The organism is Embleya sp. L77 (assembly GCF_055557415.1).
In genome coordinates this window covers 657,828-669,697 of the sequence record NZ_CM145709.1, presented here as the reverse complement: position 1 = coordinate 669,697, position 11,870 = coordinate 657,828, and the positions used below count along the sequence as shown (strand labels likewise).

The window sequence follows — 11,870 nt, the reverse complement described above, 5'->3', positions numbered from 1 at the left end:
ACCCCGCGTCCCCGTCCGCGCGGCGGTGGCCGCCGGGCCGGTCCGTCCCGACCGCCGCGGTCCGCGAAAGGTCGTGTCAGGCCCTGGCGGAGCCCGTGTGTTCGACCGCGAACAGGCGGTTCTCGACCCGGTCGAGGGCCACCCGTACCGCGCCGAGGGCCACGCCGTCGGCGCCCAGGGCGGACAGTTCGACGCGCGGCATCCGCAGGCACAACCGGCGCAGCTCGGTGGTCAGCGGCGGGACCGCGTCCGCGAGGCCGGCCGCCCAGCCGCCGATCACCACGATCTCCGGGTCCAGCGCCAGCACCAGCGCGGTGACGTCGTGGATCAGCCGCTGGACGAATCGGTCCACCGCCTCGGTCGCGGTCCGGTCGCCCTCGGCCGCGTGCCGGAAGACCTCGCCGACGGCCGCCTCGTCCAGTGGCGGCAACGGCGTGCCGGTGGTGGACAGCAGGTTCTCCGGGGTGACCTGGCGGCCCAGCAGGTGCAGTGCGCCGATCTCGCCGGCGGCGCCGCCGAAGCCGCGATGCAGGCGGCCGTTGATGAACGAGCCGGCGCCCGGGCTGAGGCCGGCCATCACGTAGACGATGTCGTCGGAACCGACCGCGACGCCCTTCCAGCGTTCGCCGATCGCGGCCAGGTTGGCGTCGTTCTCGACCTGGACCGGACAGCTGAACGAGCGGCCGAGTCGGCCGCCGAGGTCCAGGCCGGTCCAGCCCGGCATCGCCGAGGACAGCGTGACCACGCCCTCGGTGTCCACGATCCCGGGCGTGCCCACGCCCACACCCCACAGCGAACCCCGGGAGACCTGGGCCCGGCGCAGGGTCTCGCTGACCAGGCCGCGCACACGTTCGAGCCGGTCCTCGGCCTCGCAATCCTCCTCCACGGTGCGTGCGGCCCGGCCGACGATCGTGCCGGCGAGGTCGGCGAGCACGACCCGGATGTGGTGCACGCCGACGTCGATGCCGAGCAGGTGACCGGCCTCGGCGTGGAAGCGGAAGCGTCGGGCCGGACGACCACGCGGTCGACTGCCGTCCTCGCTCTCGGCGGTGGTGGTCTCCACGACCAGACCCTCGGCGAGCAGGCCGTCGACGACTTGCTCGACGGTGGGGCGGGACAGACCGGTGGCCTCCATCAACGCGGTCACGGTCAACACCTCGCCGGCGCGCAACGTGCGCAGGGTTGCCGCGGAGTTGATCCGCCGGACCACGGAGGAGTCTCCGCCGGTCGCCTGTGCCACAGCTCTTGTCCTCTCATCGCGCCGGCGCGCGGTACGTCCGTCCGGGCCGCCGCGCCCGTCGTACACGTCGCTGCTCAGGCGCGGATGGTACCCAGGTTTCGCGTCGAATCAGGACGCGGGCCGCAACGCGGTCGGCCCCGTCTCGGCGAACGCCAGCCGGCAGGTGTCCGCGCGGTAGGTCGCCACGGTGACCGCGGCGGTCCGGCCGAGCGCGGTGTACGTCGTGGTCACGATCAGCACGGCGGTACCGGGCGGACGCTCCAGGTAGCGCGCCTCCTCGGCCTCGGCCACGCCCAGCTCGACCGCGCGGTGCCGGCTCTCCAGGCGGTGCCCGCGCAGTTGACGCAGCATCAGCGAGGCCCGCTCGAAGCCGGGGACGCGGGTGGACAACGAGGGCACGACGGCGCGGGAGACGTACAGGCATTCCAGGCCGACCACCTGGCGCATGGAGAACTGGCGGCGGCGCAGCCGGTGTACCAGGGCGGACGGGCGGCCCTTGAGGGTGTCCGCGAAGTCGTCGGTCACCGGCACGGTGGCGCAGTCGATCACCTCGCGGTCGCGCAGGTCCACGCCCGGCCAGCCCTCGCCGTCGGCGCTGAGCGAGACGTCCACGCGCGGTCCGGCGACGGTGGTGCCGGCGCCGCGCTTGCGGACCAGGCGGCCTTCGAGTTCGAGCTGCTCCAGCGCGTGCCGCAGGGTGGCCCGGGCGACGCCGAAGCGGGCGGCGAGGTCGCGCTCGTTGGGGAGGATGTCGCCGGAGCTGAAGTCCTCCTCGATCGCCTTCAGCAGCGAGGTGCGCAGTTGCCAGTACTTGGGCTCGCCGAAGACCGCTTCGTCCGGCAATGTCGCCATGCTGCTCACGGACGCCCCCTCGGCTGGCCGACGCCTGCGCGGCGCGGACTTATTGCATGCTCGGTTTAGTAAAGACGGTTGAATATAACCGCGTCGGACCACGAAAGGTCCAGACCAAGTCGGCCGAAGTTCCCGGTGACCTGGCTCACATCACCCTGACCGGACCGCCGGCGCCTAAGCTGACCTGCGCGAATGGTTCACGCCCCCGACCGGGGTGCGTGTCGCAAGAGGGAATCCGGTGCGAGTCCGGAACTGCCCCGCAGCGGTGAGTGGGAACGAGAGCCGTCAACACGCACTGGACGCCGAGCACGGCGTCCGGGAAGCGACGGCCGGTAGGTGTCGGTGCCCGGACGGGCCGACGTGCCCACGAGTCCGAAGACCTGCCTTCGCCCGTGCGCGGCCCGACCGTGCGCGGCCCGACCGGAGCCCGGTGGGAGGGTGGGTCGCGTGTTCGTGGCCGGCTCCGCCGCGTCGTCTCGGTCGGGACCCGGATCGAACTCGCGAAGGAGAGTTCCCATGACCCGCTCGGACCGCTCGCAACGTGCCGCTCGTCGTGATCGCGCGGCGCAGTCGAAGCAGTCGAAGCAGCCCGCGCCGCCCGCCGGTTCGGCCGCCTGCACGATCACCGTGTGCCGGGGCTGCTGTTGCGGCACCGCCAAGATCGCGGGTACGGATCACGCGGGCCAACCGGCCGCGCTGGGCGCGGCCCTGACCGGCACTCGGGTCGCGGTCCGGCTCAGCGACTGTCTGGGCCCGTGCGAACGCGGCAACGTGATCGTGGTGCAACCCTCGCCGACGGGCCGTGCGGCGGGCGGCCGGCCGACCTGGTTCGGGACGGTCAACGACCCGGACACGACCGGTGAGATAGCGGCGTGGGCGGCGGCGGGCGGCCCGGGGATCGCGGACGCCCCGGGGGTGTTGGACCTGTACGAATTCACACCGAACCGCAAGGCCCGGCAGGGGTTGGACTCCTGACGAGGGCTCATCCCCGAAGCCTGCCCGGCCGCGAAGACGACCCGACGAAAAGGCCGCCCCACCCGGGCAACGCCCGGACGAACATCGGGCGCCGGACCGGCCGGGCGGCCGACACCGACGCGGAACATCGGGAAAATTGGTCCAGTCCAATGTATTGACGGGCCGGAAGCGGAAGGCCACCCTTTGGCCATTGGTCTATACCAAGTCCATCGAGGGAGTCCCCCGTGGCACGTCGCTACGTCCCCGTCCTGGCCGCCGCCGCCGCGTCGGCCGGATTGATCTCGCTGTTCGCATTCACCGGTGGTGCCACCGCCGCCGGTCCCGCCGCGTCCCCGGCGGCCACCGGCATCGGCAGCAACTGGTACGCCGCCGCCCCATACCTGATGCCGCTCGACAACGACCCGCCGGACGCCGGCGCGGTGATGGACGCCACCGGCCTGAAGGCGTTCCAGCTCGCCTTCATCCTGGCTCCCAACGGCGGAGGTTGTACGCCGACTTGGGACGGCACCAAGCCGACCTCGACGGATACCGCGGTGGCCGGTGTGATCGCCGCGATTCGAGCCAAGGGCGGTGACGTCTCGGCGTCCGCCGGCGGCTACGGCGGCACCAAGCTCGGCCAGACCTGCGGCACCCCCGAGGCGACCGCAGCCGCGTACCAGCAGGTGATCGACAAGTACTCGCTCAAGGCGCTGGACTTCGACCTGGAGGAGCCCGAGTACGAGAACGCCGCGGCCATCCACAACGAGATCGGCGCCGCAAAGATCATCCAGCAGCGCAACCCGGGCATCTACCTCTCGGTGACCACGGCCGCCACCGCCGACGGCACCGGCTGGTTCGGCAAGCAGATGTTGAACGAGGCCAAGGCGCAGGGCTTCGTCCCGGACAACTTCTCGATCATGCCGTTCGACGGCGGGTTCAACGGCGCCGCCGCGCAGACCTCGGCGCTGACCAACTTCAACACCATCCTGCGCGACACGTTCGGCTGGGACACCGCCACCGCCTATGCCCACGAGGGCGTTTCGCAGATGAACGGACGCAGCGACACCGGCGAGTACTTCCACCAGGCCGATTTCCAGACCGTGTACGACTACGCGGTCAGCCACCACATGGCGCGCTTCACGAACTGGTCGGTCAACCGGGACCGGCAGTGCACGCCTCCGGACAACAACGGCAAGACCTCGGGCGTGTGCAGCAGCGTGCCGCAGGGCGCCTACGACTTCACCAAGTTCTCCGTGCGGTTCGCGGGCGCCACGCCGCCCACCACGACCCCGCCGACGACGACCCCGCCGACCACCGTCCCGCCGAGCACGTGCAGCACGACGGCGTGGGACCGCGCCGCGATCTACGTCGCGAACAACTCCGTGTCGCACAAGGGTCATTCGTGGAAGGCGAAGTGGTGGACCCAGGGCGAGGAGCCGGGTACGACCGGTCAATGGGGCGTGTGGCAGGACCTGGGCGCGTGTTGACCCGGACCTTGCGCCGACCCGAACCACCGCGGGACCGGCGCCGCCGCGCGTGACGACGCAGCGGTGAGCGCGTGGACGGGTCGGAGTCGCCGATGCGGCGGCTCCGGCCCGTCGGCGTCCGCGGTTGCGGGGTGCTGCGGCCGACTCGGCGCGGCAGTGACTCGGTGACCCGGGACGAGAGCGGCTCCCGGCGCAGTCGCGCGGGCGCGGGGCTGTCGAGGGATGCGTCAGGGCAGGCACGCGAGCTGCCGAGAGCCGCGCCACGGCGGACGTGAGCCACGGCGGACGTGAGCCGAGGCAGAGGTGAGCCCCGGCCGATGTGGGCCCGGCGGCCGCGAGCCCGCGCAGCGCCACACCCGGCGCTGAGTCCGCGCGGCGCCGCCCGGCGCGGATACTCGCTCGTACCGATTCGGCGGCCTGCCTAGGATCGAGCGATGACCACTTCCGACCGCGCCGTCGTGCCGGACGCCGTGACGCAGGCCGTGCGCCGCGGCGACGTCGGCTGGCTCTCCGCCTACTTCGACGGGATGCCCTGCCCGGTCGCGGTGCTGCGGCAGTTGATCGGGCATCCGGACCCGGCGCTGCGCCACCTCGGCGTCGTGCTGCTCCGTGAGCGCGCGGGGCGACCCGATCAGGGCCTGCTCGCGGAGTCGGCGAGCGAAAGCCTGGTCGCGGAGTCGGCGAGCCTGCTGTCCGGGGTGTCGCCCGGGTCGGCCGAGACGGCGGCGGTACTGGCCGAGGCGTGCGCGCGACTGCGCGTTCCGGCGCCGGAATGGCGGTCGGCGGCGTGGCCGGCCAGGGTGCGGATCGCCTGGCTGCGCGCCGAGATCATCGGCCGACCCGAGCCGACCGTGCGGGCCGAACCGCTCGGCGAGGAGCTGTACCAGGCGGTGCGCCTGATCGACGCCGACGCGCCGGCCGACCTCGACGGCTACCTGCGCGGTCTGATCGCCCGGCCCGATCCCGTGCTGCGCGAGGCGGCGCTGCGGGTGCTGCGTGCGGCGGTGTACGGCGCGCTGCTGGTTCCCGAGCAGGCGCGCGGCCGGTTGGTCGAGCTGCTGGATCCGGCCGGCGGGGCGCGGGTGGTCGCGGGGGCGCTGGCCGAATTGGCCGAACCGTGGGCCCACGGGGACGCGCCGGCGGGCCTGGAACCGGCGTTGCGACGGGTGGTGTCGGAGTATCCCGAGGCCGTGGAGACGGCGGCCCGGTTCGGCCTGGCCGGGCTGCTGCGCGAGATCGCGGCGGATCCGGGATTGCCGGGGAACTCGCGGCGGCGCGCCCTGGAACTGGTCGGGGAGTTCGCCGAACGCGGCGATACGGCCGCACTGTCGGCGCTTGCGGGCACGGACCCGCTGCTGTTCGCCGCGCCGTTCGCCGCGTGTCTGCGGGCGATGCATCGACGCGGTCACTTCGTCCGAGCCGACGACGTGCCGGCCGTGATCGAGATGGCACTCGCCGACTACCGCGTGTCCACCGCGGACTTCGCGATCGTGTTGTTCACCGTGCGGCACGAGGTGTTGCGGGCTCTGACGGCGGTTCCCGACGACGACCCGCACTGGCCACGCTGCGCCGAACTGCTGTACGCGCTGGCCGCCCAGGGCGCGCCCGACCTGCCGGTCGGTGAGGTGCTCACCGCGCGACTCGCGGGCTCGGCGCGACCCGAGCCGATCCTGTCCGTCCTGCGCGAACTGCGGTACACGGACGCGGAGGGCGTCGTCCTCGCCACCCTGCCCCGCGCACCCCGGGCGGCGCTGCGCGCGTTGGAGGCGATCGGCGGGCCGGCCACGGTCGCGGCGCTGCGCGAGGCATTGGGCGTCACCGACCCCGACCGCGTGGTCGCGCCGTATCTGCGCGCGGTGGCGGACCTCGCGCTGGAGGTGTTGTGGCTCCTCACCGACGACCCGGCCGCGCGCCGGGAGTTGCGCGGTCGGCTCAATCGTCGCGAGCTGCCCGAACGGGTCGCGGCGGACCTCGGCATTCCCGACGCGGACGAACTCCCGGCGCTCACCGCGGACTTGGATGTGCTTCGACCGGACGACGCGCTGTGCCGACTCGCCGACCACGGCGATGCGCGCACCGTTCCCGTGCTCGCGGACCTGCTGCTGCGCGGGGTGAGCGAGCTCGTGGCCAACCGCGGCGAGGAGGTCGCCGAACCGGTTGTGCCGGACGGCGTCCGGCGATCGATCGGCGCACTCGGCGAACGCCTGTACCGACGGCGCGCGTTGCGCCCGGCCTGCCTGCTCGACGCGACGTCCGCGGAGGCGGCGCGGGACGCGCTCGTCGTGGATCTGACGCTCGATGTCCTGGGGCGCGCCGGAGTCACCGACGCCGAACTGGTCGTGCTGCTCGAACTCCTGGGCCGGGTACCGTCGGCACACGTCAAGGACCGCGTGCACCACCTGATCCGGCACCGCGATCCACACGTTCGCAAGCACGCCATCGCACTGCTCGCCCGGGACGCCGACGTGGACGCCGCACGTTCCCTGTCCGCGAGCCTGATCCCGCTCACCTCGGCCGCCGACCCGCAGACGGTGCGTCAGGCCCTGCACGCCCTCGGCCATGCGCGGGCCCGTTGGGCGGGGGAGTCGATCGCGGCGTGCCTGGACCACCCGGTGATGAACATCAAGAAGACGGCGGCCCAGGCGTTGATCGACGCCGGTACGCCGGCCCAGGTCCCCGCGCTGCTCCGATGGCTCGGCGGCCATGACAACCCGGGCCTGCGCGAGTCGCTGACGGCCGCGATCCGCGCCGTCGTGGGAAGGGCGTACGCGGCGTGCGTCCTGTCGGCGGCGGAACGGGCGACGGACGCGCGCGAACGCGAGCTGCTGCTCGATGCCTTGGACGGGGAGTTGTCCGTGCGGGCCGTGACGACCCTGGTCCGGCGCGGATCCCCGGTCGCGCAGCCGCTGCTGACCCGCTTGGCGGGCGGTGCGACGGCGTTGGGAGGTGGCGAACCGCAGGATCTCACCCGGGAGTTCGCGGCGTATGACATCGCCTGGACGCAGCCGTCGGCCGGCGAGGATGCCGAGGTGCGGGCCGATCTGATCACACTCGCCCGGCAGGGCAGACCCGGTCACGAGGCGCGCGCGGTGCTGCGCCTGGCCGAGCAGCCCGGGAGGATCGGGGCCGAGCAACGAGCCGCCCTACGGGCGGCGTTGCCGCAGTTGCTGGCCGTCGCGCGTGATCAACCCGCGGATCGGCCCGGGGATCGGGCCGCCGTGCTGCGCCTGGCGCTGGACGCGTGTCCCGCGCCCTGGTCGGCCGCCGAGCGCGGCGCGTTCGCGGAGGCGTGCGACGTGCTCGCGGCGGAACTCGGCGCCGTGGCCGGGGCGGGGGAGGTGCTCGAAGGGATCGCGGACTCGTTGTCCGAGGTCGCCGCGTTCGTCCTGGCAGCCCGCATCCGTGCGTTGCCCGCGCGATCCTTCGCGGGACGGACCCCGTTGGCGGTGCTGCGCCGCTGCGGAGCCGTACTCACCCGCGACGACGTGGACCGGGCGTTGGCCGGCGCGCGGCGGGGTCCGAACCCGTGGAAGGCGGAAGTCGAGGTGCTCAGGCTCGCGTTCGGGTCCGAGTCCCCGGCGGGCGCGGCGACCGGCGAGCGCGATCGGCGTGCCGGCAAGCCCGATCCGCGTGCCGGCGAGTCCGGCTCGGTCGAGGACCCTGCCGCACCCCCGGATCCCGACGCACGGGCCCGCGTCGCCGCGTGGCGGTCCGCGTTGCATGTCGCGGTGCGCTCGGCCCGAGCCTTCGCCGCCTTCCGCGCCCAAGCCGGCTCGGCGGACATCGACTCCCGATCGCGCGTCGACGCACTGCTCGAGGTCTTCCCGGATGCCGATCCCGAGCACCGGGCGGCCCTGCTCGACTGGTTGACGGAGCTTCAGCCGATCGACGCGCCTTCGTGGGTCCTGGCCGAACGAGCCGCGCGCGTCGTCGCGCCCACGCGCGTACCGGACCCGACCGACCTGGACCAGCCCCGCTCCACCCCGCAACGCGAACGTCTGCTCGCCCTGCTCACCGCCGAGGACCCGGCGCGCCGCAGCGCCGCCGCCCGCATGCTGAGCGACTGGGACGAGCCGCAGGTGCGGCGGGCGACCCTCGACGCCTGTCTGCGTGGCACGCTCGACCTGCCACCGCAGCTCGGACTTGCCCGGGGCCTGCTCGACATCGCCCACGGCACCGACTTCGCGGACTACGACGAGGGCGGTCGGGAACGCGCCGCCGAGCTGAGCGCGGTGCTGCCCGCGGACGACCTGGAGCAACTGGCACCGCAGCTCGTCTCCTGGTGGGAGAACGGCACACCGGCGACCAGGGCATGGGTGCTCGCCGCGACCCGCCGAATCCCCGCCGACGCGCTCGCCGAGGTGTTGCGGACCCGACTCGAAGCCGGCCGCTGGGGCTGTCTGGACCTGCTGCTCGATCGTCGGATCCGGCGCACTCCGGAACTCACCGAGACCGTGTGCCGGTTGCGCGCGGAGGGGCGCACGGCCCTGGCCGACCGACTGAAGCCGACCGACGGCCTCCTGCTCGGCGTCGACGCCGCCACCCGAAACGGCACCGCCCTGGCCGCGTTGCGCACCCGCTCCGTACCCGTGGGCGCGGAGCGCCCCACCCGCGACCAATTGATCGCAACGATCCGAGGTGATGCCCCGGAACAGGCCCGCCGGGCGCTGTCCCGGCTCGCCGACGAGTACGCCGGCGACGACGAAGTACGGGCCCTCGTGGTCGAGTTGCTGGGCCATCCGGTCCCGAGGGTGCGGCTGCACGCGCACCGGATCTCGCGCCGCCTCCTGGACCGCGCCACGTACCTGCGGCATACCGAGGGCTTGCTCGCCGATCCGCGTCGGGACATCGTGCGGATGGCCATTCGTACCCTGTCGTACGCCCGCTGGGAGCCCGCCGTGCCGACCCTGGTCACCCTGTTCGGTGCCGCCGACCCGGTGCTTCGCGAGGCCGCCGCCGAGGGACTGGCCCGGATCGGCGTGCCCGCGCTGCCCACCCTGCGCAAGGCCGCCGCCCACGCCCGCCCGGACCACCGCGCCCGCTACACAAGGCTCCGTGACCGGATCGAGGCCGCCCCGGGCTGACCTCCGTGGAGACGGGGAGGAGGGGCGGCGATCACGGAAGCTGCCGGTGCAGCCACATGTCCAGGGTGACCGGACTGCCACGGCGGTCGCGGACGATCGCCGGCGCGTCGGCGCGCACGAACCCGGTGGTCCGGGCCACACCGATACTGGCGACGTTGTCCGGCGGGATTCGCAGCCCCACGGCGTGCACGCCCACCACGTGGTAGGCGTAGCCGGTCATCAGCCGGACCGCCTTCACGGCAAGTCCCCGCCCGCGATGGGCAGCTCCGATCGCGTAGGCCAATTCGGCCTGATCGTGGCGGTCGTCGAGGCCGACGAACAACATGACCACGCCGCACGGTTCGCCACCGTCGAGGGTCACGGCCAGTTGGATCGAGCGGTGTTCGGCCCTGGCCAGGCGGGCCTTGGCGAGGAACTCGCGGGCAGCTTCGGCATCGAAGGGCGAGGCGAGTGGGGTCCATCGGGCCGTCTCGACCTCGTCGAAGAGGTCGGCCAGTGCCGGGAGGTCGGCGTCGGTCCATTCGCGCAGTCGGATTCCGGGGCCGGTCAGTTCGACGGCGGAGGCCAGTCGGTACGTGCTCGGGGGTTCGGTGGACATGGGTCGAGTGTGCCCGGTGTACTCCGGGCCGAGTCGCAAACCGGGCGGCCGCGAGGCGGGTGTCCCGAGCCCGGCGACGACACGAAGCGGGGTCGCGAAGCGGCCGGTCACGGCGAATCGGCCGGTCACGACGGACGGGGTCCCGCGCCGAGCGCGGGACCCCGTCCGTGGTGAGCTGGTGGGTGAAGGTCAGCGGCGGTTCGTGGCCGCGTCGCGTGGGTCCTGGACCTTGGTGCGGTACAGCCACAGGGCCACGCCGACGACCAGCACCCCGCAGGCGACCCCGAGTTCCTTGTAGCCGCCGTAGCCGGTGATGGAGAAGCCGGTCGCGCCGACCACCAGCACCACGGTCAGGAACGCGGCGAGCAGCCAGGCCAACGGGACGAAGAAGTTCGGCAGCCGGATCGGGCGGGCCAGGTCCGGGCGGTCCCTGCGCAACATCGCGAAGCCGGAGATGGCCAGGATGTGGGTCAGGATGTAGCCCAGGTTGCCGGTCACGATGATCGCCAGCGGCGTCTTGAGCGCGATCAGGATGACCACGTTGACCACGAGCGCGATCATCAGTGCCCGGGCCGGCACGCCGCGCTTGTCGAGCACGCCGACCTGCTTGATCGTGGTGCCTTCCTTGCCCATGTTGTAGAGCACCCGGGAACCGTCGGCCAGACCGGTGATCATGATCAGCAGCAGCGAGGCGATCAGGAAGACCACCATCAGGTCGGCCGCGCCGCCCACCAGGTCGTTGAACGCGCCGACGTAGAAGGTGGTCGGGTCGAGCGCGATCGCACCCTCGCCGACGTACCCGGCCAGCGCCAGCGGCAGCAGGATGAACACGCCGAGCGAGAACAGCACGCCGGCGCGCAGCGCCCTGGAGGTGTCCTTGACGGTGTCCTTGTACTCCGGCGCGAAGGTCGCGCAGACCTCGACGCCGAACGACGTCCAGGCCATCACGTACAGCCACACCAGCGACTCGCGGATGCCCGCCGAGCCGTGCAGGTTCCAGTGCAGGTTGCTCGCGCTCCAGTCGCCACTGGCGAACGGCAGCACGATGAACACCGCGAGCGGCACCAGGAGCATGCCGCCGGTGACGTAGACGACCCACATCGCGACGTGCAGGCCGAACATGGCCGCGCCGAACAGCAGCACGATCACCGCGAGGCCGACCACGATCGGGAAGGTCAGCTCGGCGATGCCCAGGTCGAGGGTCCAGTCCTGGCCCTTGAACCACTGGGCCTGGACCAGCGAGCCGATGATGCCCGCGTACACGGACAACGCGGTGGTCCAGGGGAACCAGTAGCCGATACTGGCCAGCGGGCCGACGAACGGTGCGCGCTTCTTCCAACCCTCGGTCGCATAGTGCGCGATGCCGCCGGAGGACTCGGGGAACATCGCGGCGAGCTCGGTGTAGATCCAGTTGGCGATCGTGGCCAGGACCATCGAACCGGCCCACAGCGCGATCGCGCCCCACGCGCCGAGTCCGCCGATCGACGCGCCGAGCGAGGCGATCAGGGCGGCGGGCATGGTCAGCGACATCGCGAAGCCGTCGTACCAGCGCATCTTCTTGGCGAGCGCGGGCGGATTCGCCGCGGTGCCGGTGGCGGGGCCGGTGGAGCCGGAGGCGGCCGGCTGAGTTGATGCGGACATCTGTGTCCCCTTCG

7 protein-coding genes and 1 riboswitch are annotated in these 11,870 nt (G+C 72.8%); of the genes, 3 read left to right on the top strand and 4 right to left on the bottom strand.

The genetic code is table 11. From position 1 onward, the window contains the following. Positions 1-76: 76 nt before the first annotated feature. The gene (locus ACZOOI_RS02765) at positions 77-1,240 is read right to left on the bottom strand and encodes an ROK family protein (RefSeq protein ID WP_465279230.1); all 1,164 of its coding nucleotides are present in this window, start codon (positions 1,238-1,240) and stop codon (positions 77-79) included. Positions 1,241-1,348: 108 nt separating this feature from the next. Next, positions 1,349-2,092 (bottom strand): GntR family transcriptional regulator, encoded by a 744-nt coding sequence (locus ACZOOI_RS02760; protein ID WP_465281101.1) that lies wholly within the window; start codon positions 2,090-2,092, stop codon positions 1,349-1,351. A 175-nt stretch (positions 2,093-2,267) separates the two neighbouring features. Then, positions 2,268-2,494, top strand: a riboswitch (cobalamin riboswitch). A gap of 114 nt (positions 2,495-2,608) precedes the next feature. Here ACZOOI_RS02760 and ACZOOI_RS02755 point away from each other — a divergent pair. The 3 genes from ACZOOI_RS02755 (at position 2,609) to ACZOOI_RS02745 (ending at position 9,617) form a co-directional block, all read left to right on the top strand. Further along, on the top strand, positions 2,609-3,067 hold the full coding sequence (locus ACZOOI_RS02755) for a (2Fe-2S) ferredoxin domain-containing protein (protein WP_465279229.1): 459 nt from the start codon (positions 2,609-2,611) through the stop codon (positions 3,065-3,067). A 224-nt stretch (positions 3,068-3,291) separates the two neighbouring features. Continuing rightward, entirely contained in the window at positions 3,292-4,533 is a 1,242-nt protein-coding gene (locus ACZOOI_RS02750) for a carbohydrate-binding protein (protein WP_465279228.1), read from the top strand. A gap of 434 nt (positions 4,534-4,967) precedes the next feature. Next, a complete protein-coding gene (locus ACZOOI_RS02745; protein WP_465279227.1) occupies positions 4,968-9,617 on the top strand; it encodes a HEAT repeat domain-containing protein in 4,650 nt (1,549 codons plus the stop codon). A 31-nt stretch (positions 9,618-9,648) separates the two neighbouring features. Here ACZOOI_RS02745 and ACZOOI_RS02740 read toward each other — a convergent pair whose 3' ends face one another. Both ACZOOI_RS02740 and ACZOOI_RS02735 read right to left on the bottom strand, forming a co-directional pair. Further along, positions 9,649-10,215, bottom strand: coding sequence for a GNAT family N-acetyltransferase (locus tag ACZOOI_RS02740; RefSeq protein ID WP_465279226.1), 567 nt, complete (start codon positions 10,213-10,215; stop codon positions 9,649-9,651). A gap of 189 nt (positions 10,216-10,404) precedes the next feature. After that, a complete protein-coding gene (locus tag ACZOOI_RS02735) occupies positions 10,405-11,856 on the bottom strand; it encodes an APC family permease (protein ID WP_465279225.1) in 1,452 nt (483 codons plus the stop codon). Positions 11,857-11,870: the final 14 nt, after the last annotated feature.

Excerpts from the sequence above, each read along its gene's own strand:
- ACZOOI_RS02760 (WP_465281101.1), bottom strand. The coding sequence starts at position 2,092 with ATGGCGACATTGCCGGACGAAGCGGTCTTCGGCGAGCCCAAGTACTGG.
- ACZOOI_RS02755 (WP_465279229.1), top strand. The coding sequence starts at position 2,609 with ATGACCCGCTCGGACCGCTCGCAACGTGCCGCTCGTCGTGATCGCGCG.
- ACZOOI_RS02745 (WP_465279227.1), top strand. The coding sequence starts at position 4,968 with ATGACCACTTCCGACCGCGCCGTCGTGCCGGACGCCGTGACGCAGGCC.
- ACZOOI_RS02740 (WP_465279226.1), bottom strand. The coding sequence starts at position 10,215 with ATGTCCACCGAACCCCCGAGCACGTACCGACTGGCCTCCGCCGTCGAA.
- ACZOOI_RS02735 (WP_465279225.1), bottom strand. The coding sequence starts at position 11,856 with ATGTCCGCATCAACTCAGCCGGCCGCCTCCGGCTCCACCGGCCCCGCC.